Consider the following 18,613-nt stretch of genomic DNA (forward strand, 5'->3'; position numbering starts at 1 on the left):
TGTGCGCTTTTTTTTTTCCCCCGCCGCGGGGGGGGGGGGGGGGGGGGGGGGGGGGGGGCGGGGGCCCCCCCCCCCCCCCCGGCCCGGTCAGGGGTGGCGGGACGCCACGGCGGGGCTACTTCCCGATGGCCGCGCCCACCTCGTCGAGGAACTGCGTCGCGGCGTCCTGCGGGGACTTCTGCTCGAACAGCACCTCGGTGTTGATGCGCTTGAGGATCTCGACGACGTCGCCGGCACCCTGCGGCGGGACGGGCGGGCCGTCCACGACGTCGGCGCCGAGCGCCTCGAGGAAGTCCGCGGCCTGCTTGTCGGCCGGGGAGAGGCTGTCCTTGACGGCCGCGCGCACCTCCGTGTTCGCGGGCAGGCCGCGGTCGGAGAGCATGAGCGCGCCGGCCTCGGGGTCGTTGAGCAGGAAGTCCACGAACTTGGCGGCCGCCTCGGGGTGCTCGGACGTCTTGGCGACCGAGTAGTACATGGCGGGCTTGAAGTACATGCCCGTGCGCTCGCCCTCGGACTCGCCCGGGAGGCGCAGGAGCTCCAGGTCGCGACCCGACGCGGTGCTGATGGCGCCGAGCTGGTTGGTCCACCACATGCCCATGGCGCCCTGGTTGGTCCCGAGGAGCGAGCCCTCCGGACCGGCGCCCTCGAGCTCGACGGACCGTGCGGCGTCGGGCTGGCCGCCGCCCGCCTGGAGGTCGAGGGAGAGCTGGAAGAAGTCCGCGACGGTCTCCGCGGAGACGCCGAGCTCGCCCTCGGGCGTGTACAGGGCCTCGCCGCGCTGGCGCGCGAGGATCGACAGGCCGGCCTCGTTGAAGCCGTAGTCCTGCGTGCCGTAGATGCCGTCGGCCGCCCCTGCGGTCACCGCGTTCGAGACCTCGACGTAGTCCTCCCACGTCCACGTGGCGTCGTCCGGCACCTCGACACCGGCGTCGGCGAACACCTGCGGGTCGGCGAGCACCGCGTAGGCGTTGACGCCGGTGGGGATGCCGTAGAGCGCGCCGCCCGTCTCGCCCGAGCCCACGACCGACTCGTCGATCGAGCTCGTGTCGATGTCGAGCTCCCCGAGGTCCGCGAGGACGCCGCGCGAGGCGTAGTCCGCGAGGTAGCGCTCCTCCTGCGTGATGACGTCGGGCGCGTCGCCGGCCGCGACGGAGGTCGCGAGCTTGTCCCAGTACCCGCCCCAGTCGGTGTAGTCGGCGACGACCGTGATGTCGGGGTTCTTCTCCTCGAAGAGGTCGATGATCTGCTGCGTCGTCTGGTGGCGCGTGTCCGAGCCCCACCACGAGAAGCGGATCTGGACCGGCCCGGACTCCGCGGACGACGACTCGTCGTCGCCGCCGGGGTTCGCGACGCCGCCGTCGCCGCCGCAGGCGGTCAGGGCGAGGGCACCGACGGTCAGTGCGGCGGCCAGCGCCGCGCGGCGTGCGCCGGGCCGGCGCGAACGGTGGATCGAGGTGTTCATGACTCTCCTTGTGCGTGACGGGACGTCGTCGTTCTGTCGTGCGGAGCGGTGCCGGTCGGCACCGGGTGCCCCGCGGGCGGGTGCCCGCGGGCCGGAGGAGCTACTTGATCCCCGTCGTGGCGATGCCCTTGACGAGGTACTTCTGACCGAAGAGGAAGACGAGGAACACGGGGACCAGGGAGACGATCGACATGGCGAACATCGGGCCCCACGAGCTCTGGCCCGTGGCGTCCACGAAGGTGCGCAGCGCGATCGGGACCGTGTACATGTCCGGCTTGGTCAGGAAGATCAGCTGGCTGAAGAAGTCGTTCCAGGTCCAGATGAAGGTGAAGATCGCCGTCGTCGCGAGCGCCGGGAGCGCGAGCGGCATCATGATGCGCAGGTAGATCCGGCCGTGGCCGCAGCCGTCGAGCCGCGCGGCCTCGTCCAGCTCCTTGGGGATCCCGCGGAAGAACTGGACCATGAGGAAGATGAAGAAGGCGTCGGTCGCGAGCAGCTTGGGCACGATGAGCGGCAGGAACGTGTTGATCCACTCGAGCGAGGAGAACAGCACGTACTGCGGCACGATCACGACGTGGATCGGCAGCATGATCGACATGAGCATGATCGCGAACCAGACCCCGCGGCCCCGGAACTGGAGCCGGGCGAACGCGTAGGCGGCGAGCGAGCACGAGACGAGGTTGCCCAGCACCGACCCGAGCACCACGACCGCGGAGTTGAGCAGGTAGTGGCCGAACGGGTGGGTGAGCGCGTTCCACCCGTCGGTGTAGTTGCCCAGGTCCACCGCGGACGGGATGAGCCCCGGCTCGCGGAAGATCAGCGCCGAGGGCTTGAACGAGCTCGCGAGCATCCACAGCAGCGGGTACAGCATCACGAGCCCGAACGCGATGAGCAGCGCGTGCTTGAGCACGGACCGGACCCGTGCGGACTGCGCACGACGCCGGGGGCGCGGGGCGGTGGGCGGTGCGTCGGCCGCGAGCTGCGAGAGCGTGGACCGGGAGCGGGCGCCGGGGGCCGCGTCCTCGAGGACGGCGGCGTCGGTGGGGGTCCCCGTGGCGGGGTGCGTGGTGTCAGTCATCGTAGAAGACCCAGTACTTCGAGGCGAGGAAGTTGACGAACGTCATCCCGCCGATGATCAGGAGCAGGAACCAGGCCATCGCCGACGCGTAGCCCATCTCGAGCGAGCCGAAGCCCTTGAGGTAGAGGTAGAGCGTGTAGAACATCGTCGAGTCCGCCGGCCCGCCGGTCCCGCCGCTCACGACGAACGCCTGCGTGAAGGACTGGAACGCGTTGATGAGCTGGAGCACGAGGTTGAAGAAGATGATCGGCGTGAGCATCGGCACGGTGATCGAGCGGAACTGGCGCCACCGGCCGGCGCCGTCGATCGAGGCCGCCTCGTAGTACATGCGCGGGATCTGGCGCAGCCCGGCGAGGAAGATGATCATCGGCGCCCCGAAGGTCCACACGTTGAGGGCGACGAGCGTGCCCAGCGCGTAGTCGGGGTGCGAGACCCAGCCCTGCCCCTCGATCCCGACGAGCGCCAGGACCTGGTTGATGAGCCCGTCGGCGCCGAAGACCTGGCGCCAGAGGATCGCGATCGCGACGCTGCCGCCCAGGAGCGAGGGCAGGTAGTAGATCGAGCGGTAGACCGCGAGCCCGCGCAGGCCCTTGTCGAGCAGGAGCGCGAGGCCGAGCGCTGCCGCGAGCTGGAGCGGCACGGAGACGAACACGTACGTGAACGTCACCTGGAGCGAGTTGAGCAGCCGCGGGTCGGCGAACATCCGCTCGTAGTTGTCCCACCCGATCCAGCTCGGCGCCTGGAGCAGGTTGTAGTCCGTGAAGGACAGGTACAGCGACGCCGCCATCGGGCCCGCCGTGATGAGCGCGAGGCCCACGAACCAGGGAGCGAGGAAGAGCGCCGCTGCCTTCCCGTCCCCCTTCTTGCGTGCGGGCCGCCGCGTGGCGGTCCCCCGCGCGAGCTCGGTCACCGCCATGCGAGACCCTCCTCGCACCTCGTGCCGGTCATCCGTCACCCTCCGGTCGTCGTCGATCGGTAGTCCTGCGTTCCCCCGTCGAGGGGAAACCGGTTGCTGGGTGAGGACCGTAGCACATGTGGAACCGGTTTCCCATGGTGTACGGTCAGGTCATCGCGCGGCACCGGCCGACCCTGGTGAGCGCGGGCACCACGCGGTCGTGCGTGCCCGCGACGCGCGGACCACGACTCGAGGGAGAACGATGGCAAGCGTGAGCACACGGCGAGGCGGGGTGACGATCGCCGACGTGGCGACCGCCGCGGGCGTCTCCCGGGCGACGGTGTCGCGCGTCATGAACGGCCGCGCGACGGTCGACCCGGAGATCAGCGCGCGCGTCCGCCAGGCGGCCGCCGACCTGAGCTACCGGCCCAGCAACGTCGCGCGGAGCCTGTCGCTCGGGCGGACCAACACGGTCGCGCTCGTCGTCCCGGACCTGGGCAACCCGGTCTTCCAGCAGATCCTGCGCGGCGTCACCTCCGCGGCCGCCCCGGCCGGGTACCGCGTCCTCGTCGCGGACACGGCCGAGGACCCCACCGAGGAGGCCGCGATCGCGCTCGAGGCACGGCTGCGCTGCGACGCCCTCGTGCTCGTCTCGCCGCGCATGCCCGCGACCGAGCTGGCGCTGCTCGTCCCCGACGTCTCCCCCGTCGTGCTCGTCAACCGCGAGCTCGCGCACCCGGGCGAGGCCGCCGTGCCGTCGCTCGTCGTCGACTACGCCGACGCCGCGGCCCAGGTGCTCGAGCACCTGCTCTCCCTCGGCCATCGCCGGGTCGCCTACCTCGCCGGCCCGCCCGGCAGCGCGTCCGACGCGCTGCGCCGCACCGGGCTGCGCCGCGTGCTCGACCGCACGCCCGAGCTCGAGCTCGTCGAGCTCCCCGCCGGGCCCGACATCGCCGCCGGCCACGCCGCCGTCGACGAGGTCCTCACCGCCCGGCCGACGGCCGTCGTCGCGTTCAACGACCTCGTCGCGTTCGGTCTGCTCGCGGGGCTCAACGAGGCCGGCGTCGCCGTGCCCAAGGACATGTCGGTCGTCGGTTTCGACGACATCGAGCTCGCCCGCTTCGCCACGCCGTCGCTCACGACGGTCGCCGTGCCGCAGACCGAGCTCGGCCGCCACGCGTGGAAGGAGCTGTCCGCCCTGATCGACGACTCGGCGCCCACGTCCCGCACCACCCGGTTCGAGCCCCGGCTCGAGGTGCGCGCCACCACCGGGCCCGTCCCGCGCCAGGTCGCCCGGGCCCGCGTGGTCCCGTCGGCCGAGCCCGCCGGCACGGTCGTCGTCGAGAGCGCCGGAGCCGGGCCCGCCGACCAGCCCGTGTCCCGGGAGGTCCGCTGGGCCCCCGACGGGGAGGCCGTCGTCCTGCGCGCCGGCGACCTGCGCCTGGCCCGCTACCAGCAGGGCGACCGCATCCCCGCCGTGCACGCGCCGCGCTCCTACCTGCACCCGGTCCACACCCTCGCCGGTGTCCCGCTCACCGACGCCGGACCCGTCGACCACCGCCACCACTACGGCGCCTCGATGGCCGTCGCCGACGTCAACGGCACGTCGTACTGGGGCGGTCGCACGTTCGTCGCCGACGTCGGCCCGACCCTCCTGCCCAACCACGGCCGCCAGGTGAGCCACGCCCTCGCCGTCGACCCCGTGGAGCAGCACCTGCTGCACGACGGCGTCCGCTGGCACGACGAGCAGGGCGTCCCCCAGCTCGAGGAGGACCGCCGTCTCGACGCGTGGATCCTCGACGACGAGTCGTGGGTCCTCGACTGGCGCTCCACCCTGCGCGCCGAGCGCGGCGCGCTCGTCATCGGCTCGCCCGCGACCAACGGCCGCCCGGGCGCCGGGTACGGCGGCTTCTTCTGGCGCCTGCGCACGGCGGCCTCGACGAGCGTGCTCAGCGCGCACGGGCGTGGCGAGGAGAGCGCTCACGGCAGCACGTCCCCGTGGGTCGCGTTCGTGCAGGAGCACCCCTCCCACACGACGACGCTGCTCCTGGTCCAGCAGGGCGAGACGGTGCCGTGGTTCCTGCGCGCGTCCGAGTACCCCGGCGCGGGCCCGGCCCTCGCCTGGGACGCGCCCCGGACCATCCCGGCGGGCGGCAGGCTCGAGACGGGCGCGCGGGCCGTGCTCGTGGACCGCGGGCTCGACCTCGACGAGGCCGCGGCGCTCGCGGACCGCGTCCGGTGAGCGGGGCCCTGCGGGCTGCGCCCGGGACCAACCACGTGCTCGACCCCGGGCAGGCGCCCGTCCCGGTCGCCGTCGTCGGGGTCCACGGTCACGGCGGGTCGCACCTGCGCACGGTCGCCGCGCTCGCGGAGCAGGGCCGCGTCCGGCTGAGCGCGGTCGTCGACCCGCGCCGCCCCGACGACGCCACGGCGCCCTGGTTCCCCACGCTGGGCGACCTGCTCTCGTCGTCCGACGCGACAGTCCGCCCCGAGGTCGTCGTGATCTCGACCCCGATCCCGACCCACCTCCCGCTCGCGCGCGCCGCGATGGAGGCGGGCGTCGACGTCCTGCTCGAGAAGCCGACCGCCGCGTCCCTCGCGGAGCACCTCGCGCTCGTCGAGGTGGCCGAGCGCACGGGCCGCCGGTGCCAGGTGGGCTTCCAGACCTTCGGCTCGCACGCGGTGGACGCGGTCGCCGAGCTCGTCGCGGACGGCGAGATCGGCGACGTCGTGGGCATCGGGGCCGTCGGCACCTGGGTGCGGACCACCGGCTACTGGCGCCGCGCCCCGTGGGCGGGTCGACGCCGGCTCGACGGGCGCGACGTCGTGGACGGCGTCGTCACCAATCCCCTCGCCCACGCGGTCGCGACCGCGTTGCGCATCGGCGGCGCCCGCACCGCGGAGGACGTGGCCCACGTCGTGACCGACCTCTGGCGCGCCAACCCGATCGAGGCCGACGACACGTCCTCGCTGCGCGTCGTCGCGCGCGACGGCCTGCCCTACGGGTTCGGGCTCACGCTCTGCGCTCCCGAGCGCACCCCGGCCCAGGTGCTCGTGCTCGGGACGGACGGCGAGGTCACGCTCGAGTACGAGCACGACCGCGTGCTCGTCCGCACCCCCCGGGCGTTCGTGGAGAAGACGTACGGCCGCACCGGGCTCCTGGAGGACCTGCTCGCCGCACGCCGCGACCGGGAGCGCCGGCTCGCGTGCGACGTGCGCGACACCGGCGCGTTCATGCGCGTCATGGAGGCCGTGCGCACGGCCGCCGACCCGCGGCCCCTCGACCCGGCGGCGGTGACCTGGACGGGCGAGGGCGACGACCGCCGCCCCGTCGTCGACGACGTCGCGCGGTGGTGCGAAGAGGCCGCGCGCACGGCCCGGACGTTCTCCGAGCTCGGCGCGCCCTGGACGCGCTGAGGGTGCCCGCGTGACGTAGCGTCGGGACGTCCCGCCGTCCCGCGCCTGGAGGTACCGTCGTGTCCCGACCCCCGCTGCCCGCCGCGCTCGTCGAGCTGCTGCGCCGCCCGAACCCCGCCGTCATGGCGACCGTGCGCTCCGACGGCGCGCCCGTCACGGCGGCGACCTGGTACGTCTGGGAGGACGACGGCCGCGTGCTCGTCAACCTCGACGAGTCGCGCGTGCGCCTCAAGCACCTGCGGAACGACCCGCGCGTCTCGCTCACCGTGCTCGACGAGAACTGGTACACGCACGTGACGCTCATCGGCCGCGTGACGGAGCTGCGCACCGACGAGGGCCTGGCCGACATCGACCGGATCTCACGCCACTACACGGGGCACGAGTACGCGAACCGGCACAGCCCGCGCGTCAGCGCGTGGATCGAGGTCGAGCGCTGGTACGGGTGGGGCGAGGCGAAAGCGGCCGCAGGAGACTCCTAGAGCAGTGCCCCGCTGCGAGAGGACCGCCGTCGGCACCGCTCGCGACAACGTGCGGACGACGGCCCGGCTTCGCGCGAGAGGAAAGCGGTACTCCGTCGAGCCGGCCGCGCGGAACGGTCGCTCGGAGTGCGGTGCCCTCGGGTCACGCAACTTTTCTCGATGCCGACCCCAACCAGGTGCCGCAGACCCGGCGCAGCTCGACCCGCGAGTCGACTCCGACCTTGCGGTACACGTTCGACAGGTGGTTCTCCACGGTGCGGACACTGACGGTCAGTGCCGTAGCGATGTCGGCCGTGTTCAAGCCCGTGGACAGCAGCGCGAGAACCTCCGACTCTCTTGCCGAGATGTCGACGGCCCTGACGTAGGCCGCGAAGAGCCCTTCCACGCTGGCACCGAACCCCGCTGCGATCTCCCATGCCCGGTCGAGCTCGCCGACCGCGAGCGTCATCTCGCCCTCCTCGCGCATGAGCAGGGCCTGCGAGACACGTGCGCGCACGACATACAGCTGCGCGCCGAGGCTCTCGAACGACGCGACAGCCTGCTCGACACCCTGACGATCCTGCTCAGCGACGGCCTCGACGTAGCGGACGCATGCGACCAGGAGGGGGCTGTCCACCGCGTACGCCCAGGTCCGGGGGACTCGGAGGGCAGCACCTGATCTGGCCCGTTCGGCTGCCTCGACGGCGGCGACGATGCCCGAAGCGACATAGCCGCGAGCGAACCGGTCGTCGACGCTCTCCCAGATCGCCGACGCCGAGTCCAGAACCCCCGTCGTCGTCAGCACCTCCCCGGCGGCCATCGCGGGGTAGGGGCCCGAGCGGTGCCACAGCGTCCTCGCCTCGCTCGCGAGCATGGCCGCGTACTCGCGCCTGCCCTGCCAGACGGCGCCGAGCGCGGCGATCGCGAACGTGCCCGCGTGGAAGTGCTCTCGCAGCACCGAGACCGTCGTCAAGGTCATCGCGGCCGCGAGCACGTCGTCGAGCTCGCCGAAGCGGCCCGCCGTCGTGAGGCCCAGGCCCGCGACGTAGGAATGCGCGGCGATCCCGCCCGGATCCCGCATCCTCTGCGCGGACGCGAGATGGGCGAGCGCCCACTCGATGCCCGCGTCGAGCCGACCAGCCAAGACCAGGGCGAGACCCCAGCACACGTCGCGGTGACGCTGAAACGTCAGCCCGGTCGGTGCGTACGACTCAAGTAGCCGCAGCGCCTCCAAGGCCTCACCGCGCGCCAGTGCCAGCTCGATCTGGACGCCGTTGTGCGCGTCCGTGTCGAGTCCTTCGCCGTCAGCCCACGTCCGCGCCGTGTCCGGCTCGTGCGGCAGCCGGTCGAGGAGGAAGCGGAGGTGGACCTCGACCGCCCCGGTGTACGCCCCCATGGACGGCAGCTCGGCGCGTGTGGCTTCCAGGAGCCGGAACGCCTCGTCCGCCTCGCCGCACACGACTGCCAGGTAGACCGCGTACCAGCCGCTCAGCTCGGCACGGTGCTCGACCGTGGAGTCCACGTCGCGTCGGGTACCGAAGAACACGCCGTCGACCGCTTCCCGGGTAGCACCCGCGGAGAGCATCGCGGTCAGCAGCGGGACCGCCCTGGCAGGCGTTGGCTCTGTCTCCCACCGCATCTGCCGCACGGTCGTCTGGTGCGCCCAGTGCTCGGCCAGGACCCTGCTCATGATCGGATCCCCAGCAGGGGAAGCCTTCCGCGGCGTTTCGCCGGCGGCGGGTGCGTCGGTCGCCAACGTGTAGAGGTCCCCCGCCACGAGGTCACGGGGCGAGGTGTACTCCTGGGTGAAGTACTCGCCGAGCAGGGGCGGGAACAGGCTCAGCTGTCCCCCGCCGCTCGTCGAGAGCACCTCGACGAGGCCTACCCGCTGCAATGCGGCCAGGCGCTTCCCGCCGACGATCTCGACCGCGCGGCTGAGGTCGACCACACCGCTCGCCGCGAGATCTGCCAGCGACTCGACGTCGCGCTGCCGGGTGTGGGCCAGCAGCGCGCCGATCGTGTGCGAGAGCTCGGGCGCCCAGAGAGACCTGGTGGCTCTCCACACGCCGTCGACCTGGACGACGGCACCGGTGCGCCGTCCGATCCCGACGATCGCCCGCACGAGCCCGGGCAGCCCGCCGGACTTCGTCGCGATGCGGGCCACGGTCAAGGGCTCGACGTGATCCCCCAGGAGCGAGTGGACGAGCTGGTGCACCTCGTCGAAGCGCAGAGGAGGCATGGCGATCCGGACCCCGGGCTGAAGACTCGTCACGAGCGCCTTGACGTCGCCGCGAGGCTCCAGAGGGAGACGCCGCGCGACGAGCAACGCGGCCTGCGTCGTGGCGTGCAGCGCGGCAAGCACGCCGATCATGGTGGGGTCGACGTCGTCGGCGTCGTCGACGAGCACCACCGTCCCGGGGCGTAGCTCCCGTTCGAGCGCTCCGCTGAACTCTCGAACGCTTCCGTAGGTGCTCGGCGCCATGTTCGGGGCACCGAGCACGACGGCGCCGAGGGTTCGGTTGCGCTGTGCGTGGATGCCCTGAAAGCGTATGACCGGCCGCTGCTCGGAGGCCAGGGCCTCGGCGACCCTCGTCAGAACCTCGGTACGGCCCGATCCGGTACGTCCGACGAGGTCGACGGTGACACCGTCGGTCAGGTACCGGAAGACCTCCTGGGTGATGTCCACTGACGTCTCCTGTCGCGCGAGCGGCGTTGGTTGCCGCTTCGGGCGACGACTCTCCCCCGGCGGATGCGTCACTAGGGGCGCTGCCCCGGTTCCTGTGGATTCTCGTACCGCAGACCGTGCGGCCTGGCGACGAAGACCAGGGAGGAGCCCCCGTGCCCCTGCGTAGGAGGACGACTCTCTACGGAGGCCGCGCGCATCGGTGGTAGGTGGTTGAGACGCAGGTGTACGTTGACGCACATGAGCCCTCTCCCCGACGAGGTGGCCGCTCACGCTCACTCGGGCCTCCACGTCGACGTGGTCGGGCGCCCGATGTCGGGGCGTACTGCGTTGCTGGACGTGGTTGCCGACAGGCTCAAGGAGCTCGGCCGGCGGGTAGTACGGGTCAACGGCATCCGATCGTTCCGCGAGCGGCCGCTCGCTGCCCTCAACGTGGCCGATCTGGGTGCCGGCGCGCCGGCGCAGACCTCGGCGGCGGAGCTCGTCCGATCGCTCGTCCGACTGCTCGACGCGCGAGCGTCCGTCCTCGTCATCGACGACCTGGACGATCTCGACACAGCGAGCGTCGGCGCTGTCCTCGCCGCCCACCGTGAGACGGGCGCGCCCGCGGTGACGGCCCGCCGCGTCGGTACCGACGACTCGCAGGCCGTGCGCGACCTGCTCGCGACCCTGCACCCGGGGATCACCGTCGAAGTCGGCGCCCGCCCGTTCGACGAGATCCACGAGCTCGTGCACGACAGCCTTCCCGGTCCGGTCGATCCAGCGGTGGTGGCGAGCGTCGCCGTGCTGGCCGGCCGACTTCCCGGGCTCACGACGGCGCTGGTCGCCGCAGCCCGGTCAGAGGGCTCGATCGTCCTCACGGACGGTATGTGGCGCTCTGTGAGACCCCTCTCCTCCCGAAGCCTCGGGCGCGTGCTGGCACCCATCGTCTCGGACCTCGACCCCGCGGAGCACGATGCCCTCGCCGTCCTTGCGCTCGCCAATCACCCGGCTCCGACGACCGCCGACCGGCTCGTCGGTGGTGAGATGCTGCTGCGCCTCGAGCGGCGCGGCTTGGTCGCGCTCTCCGACGACTCGTCCATCCAGACCGTCGCCGTCGTCCCGCCTGCGTTGGCCGAGTACATCCCCCGCTCGCAGGGTGGCCTGTGGCGTGCCCACATCCACCGGCGGATCGCGGCGCAGAGCAGGACGGCCGCCGGCCGCGAGGGACCGGCCGGCGATCCCCACGTCGCGGACTCGGTCCTCAGCAGAAGGTTCGCCGAGCACTGGGAGGCGGCCCGGCGTGCGCTGCACCAGACGTGGCTCGCGGCCCCGAGCGCCTCGAACGCCGTCGAGCTCCTCACCGCCACGCTCGTCTGCCCGCCATCGACCCCAACGCCGGAGGAGATTCTCGCGGGGACGGAAGCTACGGAGAGCGACCCTCGGGACGTGATACGCCTTCACGCCTCCTTCGCCCAGTACCTCGTCTTCCACCGCCGATCGCTGAGCGATGCCCTCGCGCACCTCGACGCGCGCACCCACCATCACGCCGACGCCGAGTACGACGCGGTCCGCGCACATCTCCAGCTCCTCTTCGACGAGGTGCCCGGACACGAGACGGTCGATACTCTTCTCTCGGCCGCGACGGGATCATCGCGCGCCACACTCGGCGCCGTCAGGGTCGAGATCGCGCTCGCCAGGGGAGCGACATCGACCGCCAGAGGCCTGCTCCACTCGCGCACCGAGGTCCCGAGCATGCTGGCCGCGACGAGCGACAGCGCGCCGGCGCTGACGGCCATCCTTGCCGGGGAGGTCGCCGCGGGAACCCGCCTCGCGCTCGAAGGGGTCGCTGCGGCGCGCACGCTGCTCGACCCAGGCGCGTTCGAGGCCTTCGCCTACGCGGCGGCTACCGGCCTCGTGCTGAGTGGCCGCTTCCACGAGCTGGACGCGCTCGTCGCCTCGTCGCTCAGCCTGACCACCCGTACACCGCACGAAGAGCACTTCCGATCCGGTGTCCTTGCCATGGCGGCGATCGCTGCGGGTTGGCAAGGCCGGGCAGAGTACGGTCGTCGACTCGCTCGCCAAGCGCGCGCGCTCAATCACAGACCTGGGCCGTATCCCGCGATGGTGCACGGGCCGATGCTCGCCATCGCGCGCGCGGGAGATCTCACCGAGGGCAGCGAGGCGATCTGGGAGACGGCAGAGGAGCGGTTCGCCCACGGGTACGTGACGGCGGGAGTGTTCGCCGCAGTGGCAGCGCTCGAACGTCGCCCGGACGGTGCTCGCGGTCGCCACGTCGTCGCGGCCGCACGTGACGTCGAGAGCCCCCTGCTCCAGGCGCTCGTACGGTACGCGGTCGCCCTGGGTGACGGCGATGCCGACGCGCTCGCCGACGTCGAGTCCGACTTCTCGACGATCGAGGCCCACAGCTACGCGGTACGCGCAGCGGTGAGCGCGGCCATGGTCCGGCTGGCCTCTGCCGACCGGGCGCAGGCCCTCGCCGCGATCGGGCGCGCCTGGGCGGTGGGCGAAGAGATCAGCGGTGAGCGAGCCGGCTTCTACCAGCCGTATGTGAAGTCGCTCGACCTCTCGCCGCGGGAGCTCGAGACCATCGAGCTGGCAAGCACCGGCCTGACGGCCGCCGAGATCGGCGCTGGTCTGAACATCAGCCCGCGGACGGTGGAGAACCATCTGTTCGCCGCCTACCGCAAGCTCGGCATGGACAACCGCGACGATCTCCGCCTCGCCGTGTCAACCTGGCTCGCGCCGCAGCGGGCCTGACGAGCAGGCGCGCGCCCGTCCCGGCCGTCGGCGTGCATGCCCACCGCCGGAGCGTCCGGGTCGCGCACACCGGGGCGTCGAGCGGTGTCGCCCGCTGAGCGTCGTGCCCGTCACCAGAGTCCACGACACGAACTCCCGAAGTAAGCGGATCGATACATGGTTCGTCCGGACCACCTACCTGTTCCCACGCCGGCGACACCCGAGGGCCCCGCCCTGCGTCCAGCCTTCCTAGGGCAATGCCGTGCGGCGTCGTCCCGGTTGACCGGGGCGGCCCCACGGTTCCGTGGAGGCGACACGAGCGAGGCAGCAAGTGGGCACGAGAGTCATGCAGAGGGCACAGCGCACCGTGAGGTGTGCCGTGCGCGAGAGCCTGCACCGGTTCCGGGCGGCGGTGGCCGCCGCATCGGCTGCCCTGCTGGTCGTGGTCCTGGTCCCCGTCCTCTCGGCGCCGGCCCACGCGGTCGACGACACCGGCCAGGTGCGGCTGACCGGCTGGACGTTCTCGACGTCGGCGTCGGGCGCGTCGACCTCCTCGCCGCTGGTGGGCAGCGCCTCGGCGTTCGGTCAGGTGACCGTGTCCAGCCCGGCGGACTCGCTCGTTCCGTTGATCGACTCCGAGGGTGGCGACTACGCGTGGGTGAAGGAGACCTCCGCGGCGAGAGCGGACGGCTGCATGCAGACCGCGACGCTCGGGCAGTTCAAGGAGTGCGGGATCAAGGGGACGGTGACCATCACGTTTCCGCATCCGGTGGTGAACCCGGCGCTGCGGCTGAGCCTGGGGTCGGGGACCGCGGGCTCGTGGACGTCGACGTGCACGCACACGTGGCACAACCTGCGGGTCGCCCGCGTCGACGGGGCGGCGCCGGCCGCCGGCATGCTGAGGGTCGTCGAACCCGCCCCGAGCGGGAACTTCACCTGGGACGCGGCGAGCGCGACGTACTCGATGGCCACGTCCGCGATCCCTACCGACAGTTGCAGCGGACGGGTGTCTGGCGCGAGCCTGATCGGCGTCAGCGGGCTCGTGTCGTCGATCCAGATCGAGTCGTCGCAGTGGGCCGTGGTCAGCAAGGGCTTGCCTGGCAGCGCGACGGCGAGCTCGACCGGGGGCGCCTCGATCGGGCTGTCGATGCCGCTGACGGATCTGCAGGTCGCGAAGTCCGCTCCCGCGGTCGTCGACGCGGGAGGTCGGCTGACGTGGGACATCACGGTGCGGAACAACGGCGCCGCAGACTCTCACGGCTACGTCGTGCACGACGCCGTGCCGGCCTCGGTCGACGACGTCTCCCTGCTCTCGGCACCCGAAGGCTGCACGCTCGACGGTCGTGACCTGGTCTGCGTGTCGGCGCCTCCGGGCTGCACGGCCGCGCAGAGCTCGGTCGTCCCGACATGGGCCGACCTCGTGTGCGCGACGTCCACGCACGCCGACTCGGTCGTGCTGGCGGCCGGTCGGTCGGCTCCGGCGATTACGCTGCGCGGCACGACCCCGATGCCGCGGGGCACCGTCGTCACGAACACCGCTCACGTGTCGGGCGTCGACTCGGACAGCAACACGGCGAACAACGTCTCCGCCGCCACGACGACACTCGCAGCCCCGACGCTGGTCGTCGGCAAGAGCATCACGGAGCGCGCCGACGTCACCGACCAGTTCGTCGTGACGGCGTCGTCCGGACGAGAGACCGCCGTCGACGTGACGACCACGGGGTCGGCCACCTCGGCGACGTCTGCCACGACGCAGGTCGTCCGCGGACAGCGGTACACGATCAGCGAGTCCATGGCACCCCGTTCTGCGAGCACCATCGACCGCTACTCCGGTCGGCTCGTCTGCACCGACGACGCGGGTTCGAGCGCTCCGGTCAGCGGTGAGGGGCCGTCCTGGGAGTTCACCCCCGCCGAGAACCGGCCGTACTCGTGCGTCGTGACGAACACACCACGTGCCTTCACCGTCGACAAGTCCGCGTCCGTGGCGGCCGCGCATACCGGCGACACCGTCCGCTACGAGATCCGCCTGACCAACACCAGCCAGGCGCGATACACCACCACCACACCGGCGTCGTTCACCGACGACCTGTCCGGCGTCCTCGACGACGCCGGGTACGCCGGTGACGTCTCAGGCGGCGCCACCCTCCAGGACGGAACTCTGTCCTGGTCCGGCCCGCTGGACGTCGGCGAGACGGTGACGATCGCGTACTCCGTCACGGTCGCCAGCACGCTGGCCGGTGACCAGAGCATGGTCAACACGGTCATCACACCCGACGGCACCGGGGGGAACTGTCCCGCAGCCGACCCCGCTCCGGGCTGCTCGACCACGACACCGATCGCGCTGCGCACCGCGCCGATCCAGGTCGAGAAGGTCGCCGACGGTGCCCGCCTGGCCGGTTCGCAGTTCGCCATCCTCGCCGACGTCGACGGTGCACCCGGCGACCCGGTGAGCGACATCGGAGGTGCGCAGTCCGAGACCGGGCTGTTCGACTACACGCTCGCTGCGCCGGGCACGTACTGGCTGCGGGAGACGACGGCGCCGGTCGGGTACGCGCTCCTGGCCGGGCCCGTCCGGTTCACCGTCTCGAGCAGCGGTGTCGTCACGCTCGACGATCCGCAGGCGGGACCGCAGGTGACCGTCACGAACGACGGGCACCGGCTGACCGTCGTCGACGTCGCGGCCCTGGAGCTGCCCCACACGGGCGGCTCGGGCACGACGTCCCTCTACCTGACCGGCGGGGCGCTTCTGGTCCTCGCAACACTCATCGCGGCGGCACGGATCGGGCGAGCCCGGTCCGGTCGGCCGCATCACCACCGCAAGGAGATCGCATGACCACGCACGTCAGACGAGGGCTGCGAGTCGCGCTCGCCGCCACTGCCGGAGCCGCCCTCCTGGGTATCGCTCTGGGCGGGCCGGCCGTCGCCGCCGATTCGCTCCCCGACGGCTCCCGCAACGGCACCCTCACGATGCACAAGTACGAGGAGCCCGACGCGGCGACCGGCCTGGCGAACGACGGCACCCCGCTGAGCGGGGCCCAGCTCGACGGCCTGACCGCCATGCCGGGCGTCGAGTTCAGGGTCCAGAAGGTGCCCGGCATCGACCTGACGACGAACGCCGGCTGGCAGGCTGCCGCAGCGCTCGACATCGCCTCGGCCTCGACGTCCACGGCCGCCGTGGCCGGCCAGGTCGGGACGACCGGCTCGGACGGTAGCGCCACGTTCGACCTGCCGCTGGGTCTCTACCTCGTCACCGAGACGGTGTACCCGGACGGCACGCAGCCCTCGGCCCCGTTCCTCGTCACCCTCCCGCTGACAGACCCGGACGGCCGCGCCTCGTGGCTGTACGACGTGCACGTGTACCCGAAGAACGTGGTCAGCGGCGCGAGCAAGACGGTCGACGACGACGCCGGCACCACGCTCGGCGACACGATCACCTGGACCATCACGGGTGACATCCCCAACGGGGGCCCGACCGACGCCTACCGCGTCGTCGACCCGCTGGACGCCAGGCTCGACTACGTCGGCACGCGGGTGTCCGTCACCGACGGAACCGCTCTCGAGGTCGGCACGCACTACACCGTCACCCACGACAGGGCGACCAACACGGTGACCCTCGAGTTCACGCCGACCGGACTGGCTCTGCTGGCCGAGCGCCCCGCCGCACAGGTGAAGGTCGAGATCGAGACCACGGTCAACGCGATCGGCGAGATCTCCAACACCGCGGCCCTGTACCCGAACGAGCACACGATCGACACCGGGAACCCCGTCGTGACCCCGTCTGTGCAGACCAAGTTCGGCAACCTCACCGCCAAGAAGGTCGACGTCGCAGGCACGGTGCTCCCCGGCGCTCAGTTCAAGATCTACCCGACCCTCGACGACGCGAAGGCAGACACCAACGCCATCACCATCGCCGGCACTAGCGTCTGGACGAGCGACGACAACGGACTGCTGACGATCTCGGGTCTGCGCTATTCGAACTTCGAGGACGGCCAGGCAATCGCCGACGAGGCGAGCTGGCAGCACTACTACCTCGCCGAGGTCGCTGCACCGGCCGGCTACGAGCTCCTCGCCGAACCGATCAAGGTCGATGTCATCAGCGGCGACACCGCCGTCGACCTGAACATCACGAACGTCGAGGCGAACGGCGGCTTCACGCTCCCGCTCACCGGTGGAGACGGCACGACGCTGATCATCGTGGCGGGAGCCCTGCTCGTGACCGGGGCCGGCGTTCTGGCCCTGCGAAGCCGCTACCAGAAGTCGGCAACCCAGTCCTGACCACGCACTGGTCGCCCGGGCGCGGTGCCTGCACCAAGGCGCCCGGGCGACCTCCTCCGGAGGCGCACATGGCGACGACGACCACGACAGTACGCAACTCTTCGTCTCCTGACGTCACGTCGAGCACCGGCGCCTCCCGCCCCCGTCGCGTCCTGGTCTCGCTCGTCGCGCTGCTCGGCCTCGCGACGCTCCTCTACCCCACTGCCGCGCGTTGGCTCACTGACCGCCAGCACGCGACCACCCTCTCCAGCTATGCCGACGAGGTCGCCCGGCTACCCACCACCGCACAGCGCCAGATCCTCGACCGCGCGCACGAGTACAACGACGCTCTGCCGAGTGGGCCGCTCCAGGTCGGCGCGCTTCCGGGCGATCGGACGACCGGAGATGCCGGCCCACGGCCAGCCCGCTACCTCGAGCAGCTCACGGTCCCCGGAAGCGACGTCATGGCCACCGTGAGCGTCCCGAGCATCGGCGTCACCGTGCCGGTGCGTCACGGCGTGGACGAGCACGCGCTCGCCAACGGAGTCGGCCACCTCCCCGGCTCGTCGTTGCCCGTCGGCGGCAACGGGACCCACTCGGTTCTGACGGGACACTCGGGCCTAGTGGGCTCGACGATGTTCGACCGGCTCGACGACGTGAAGCCGGGGGACGTCATCGAGATCGTGGTCCTCGACACCACCCTGCGATACGAGGTCGACCAGCTCCGCACGGTGACGCCGGACGACACCTCGTCGCTGCGCCTCGAGAGCGACAAGGACCTCCTCACCCTGGTGACGTGCACACCCATCGGGGTGAACAGCCATCGCCTGCTTGTCACCGCCCATCGCGTCGCCGGCCCCCTCGACGCCCGAGACCCGGATCCGCACGGTGAGCCAACGCAGCCCGGCTTTCCGTGGTGGGCGGTCGCCCTGGCCGGAGGGTTCGCCGTGGTCGCCCTCGCCGCCGCGCCCGGAGGGCAGTCACGGCCACGGCACGGCAAGCGTCCTCGCACGCGTGAGCGCGTGGTCTCGCCGCGACGAGCTCGGACGGACAGGCGTGCTCGCGAGGGACGCGCGTCACCCGGCTCGTGACCGGGCACCATCTGTCTGCCGAGGCTGCGTGAGGAGAGGAAGCATGGATCGGGGAACAGGCATCGCGGCCGTGACGCCGACCGTGTGGGGCTACGCGCGGGTGACGACGTTCACGCACGCCGTCCTGTCGACGACCTCGCGGATCGACGTAGTGCTCCCGCCTGTGCTCACGCCGGGCGAGCTGGCCATGTTTCACCACCGGGTGCGGACCGGTGACGTGGCGTGTCGCCGCAGGGGGCGCGGTGACCCCGCCGCGGCTCGGGTACGCGGTGCCCTCTTGGCCGCTGTCGAGGTCCGCTCCGGCTCGAGACGACGGACACCGGTGCCCGACCGTGCCGAGTCGGCCGACACGATCACAGCACGGACGCTGGCCCGGGCGATCGAGGAGCTCGCGAGCCACACCTGGGACGAGCCGAGCCAACCTCTCGCGCGCCAGCTGGTGTGGTGCGGGATCGTCGCGGTGCGTTCCGCGCAGCGTGATCGGGTGCAGGAGAGCGTCCTTGCCCTGCGTGACCTGGCGAGCCGACACTGAGGTG

The 18,613-nt window shown here is 71.9% G+C and carries 12 protein-coding genes; 8 read left to right on the forward strand and 4 right to left on the reverse strand.

The annotated features are described in order from the left end of the window. Positions 1-115 precede the first annotated feature (115 nt). The 3 genes from ACFWH7_RS07590 to ACFWH7_RS07600 form a co-directional block, all read right to left on the reverse strand. A complete protein-coding gene (locus ACFWH7_RS07590) occupies positions 116-1,462 on the reverse strand; it encodes an ABC transporter substrate-binding protein (protein ID WP_378215867.1) in 1,347 nt (448 codons plus the stop codon). Positions 1,463-1,562: 100 nt separating this feature from the next. Then, positions 1,563-2,540 carry a carbohydrate ABC transporter permease gene (locus tag ACFWH7_RS07595; RefSeq protein WP_378215869.1) on the reverse strand — a complete coding sequence of 326 codons (978 nt, stop codon included), beginning with the start codon at positions 2,538-2,540 and terminating at the stop codon, positions 1,563-1,565. After that, on the reverse strand, positions 2,533-3,456 hold the full coding sequence (locus ACFWH7_RS07600; RefSeq protein WP_047231473.1) for a carbohydrate ABC transporter permease: 924 nt from the start codon (positions 3,454-3,456) through the stop codon (positions 2,533-2,535). Before ACFWH7_RS07600 ends, ACFWH7_RS07595 begins: the two co-directional genes overlap by 8 nt. 241 nt (positions 3,457-3,697) lie before the next feature. On the opposite strand from ACFWH7_RS07600, the gene ACFWH7_RS07605 reads away from it, so the two are divergent. The 3 genes from ACFWH7_RS07605 to ACFWH7_RS07615 are packed head-to-tail and all read left to right on the forward strand — an operon-like array spanning position 3,698 to position 7,331. Then, complete coding sequence (locus ACFWH7_RS07605) at positions 3,698-5,677, forward strand: DUF6807 family protein (protein WP_378215870.1); 1,980 nt, start codon at positions 3,698-3,700, stop codon at positions 5,675-5,677. Continuing rightward, a complete protein-coding gene (locus ACFWH7_RS07610; protein WP_378215871.1) occupies positions 5,674-6,852 on the forward strand; it encodes a Gfo/Idh/MocA family protein in 1,179 nt (392 codons plus the stop codon). The genes ACFWH7_RS07605 and ACFWH7_RS07610 overlap by 4 nt, the downstream gene beginning before the upstream one ends. Positions 6,853-6,911: 59 nt before the next feature. Next, entirely contained in the window at positions 6,912-7,331 is a 420-nt protein-coding gene (locus tag ACFWH7_RS07615) for a PPOX class F420-dependent oxidoreductase (protein ID WP_378215872.1), read from the forward strand. A 142-nt stretch (positions 7,332-7,473) separates the two neighbouring features. Here the strand turns inward: ACFWH7_RS07615 and ACFWH7_RS07620 are convergent, their stop codons facing one another. Then, positions 7,474-10,266, reverse strand: coding sequence for a helix-turn-helix transcriptional regulator (locus ACFWH7_RS07620; RefSeq protein ID WP_378215873.1), 2,793 nt, complete (start codon positions 10,264-10,266; stop codon positions 7,474-7,476). Between ACFWH7_RS07620 and ACFWH7_RS07625 the strand changes: the two genes are divergently transcribed. The 5 genes from ACFWH7_RS07625 to ACFWH7_RS07645 all read left to right on the forward strand — a co-directional run bounded on the left by ACFWH7_RS07625 (position 10,234) and on the right by ACFWH7_RS07645 (position 18,609). Continuing rightward, positions 10,234-12,753 (forward strand): LuxR C-terminal-related transcriptional regulator, encoded by a 2,520-nt coding sequence (locus ACFWH7_RS07625; RefSeq protein ID WP_378215875.1) that lies wholly within the window; start codon positions 10,234-10,236, stop codon positions 12,751-12,753. The genes ACFWH7_RS07620 and ACFWH7_RS07625 overlap by 33 nt on opposite strands. 358 nt (positions 12,754-13,111) lie before the next feature. Beyond that, positions 13,112-15,565 (forward strand): DUF7927 domain-containing protein, encoded by a 2,454-nt coding sequence (locus ACFWH7_RS07630; RefSeq protein WP_378215877.1) that lies wholly within the window; start codon positions 13,112-13,114, stop codon positions 15,563-15,565. Continuing rightward, the gene (locus ACFWH7_RS07635; RefSeq protein ID WP_378215878.1) at positions 15,562-17,007 is read left to right on the forward strand and encodes a SpaH/EbpB family LPXTG-anchored major pilin; all 1,446 of its coding nucleotides are present in this window, start codon (positions 15,562-15,564) and stop codon (positions 17,005-17,007) included. The genes ACFWH7_RS07630 and ACFWH7_RS07635 overlap by 4 nt, the downstream gene beginning before the upstream one ends. Before the next feature lie 68 nt (positions 17,008-17,075). Continuing rightward, positions 17,076-18,077 (forward strand): class C sortase, encoded by a 1,002-nt coding sequence (locus ACFWH7_RS07640; protein WP_378215879.1) that lies wholly within the window; start codon positions 17,076-17,078, stop codon positions 18,075-18,077. A gap of 43 nt (positions 18,078-18,120) precedes the next feature. Continuing rightward, on the forward strand, positions 18,121-18,609 hold the full coding sequence (locus ACFWH7_RS07645) for a hypothetical protein (protein ID WP_378215881.1): 489 nt from the start codon (positions 18,121-18,123) through the stop codon (positions 18,607-18,609). The last annotated feature ends 4 nt before the right edge of the window (positions 18,610-18,613 follow it).

Origin of the sequence: Cellulosimicrobium cellulans (assembly GCF_042723955.1) — a bacterium.
GTDB classification, from domain to species: domain Bacteria; phylum Actinomycetota; class Actinomycetes; order Actinomycetales; family Cellulomonadaceae; genus Cellulosimicrobium; species Cellulosimicrobium cellulans_H.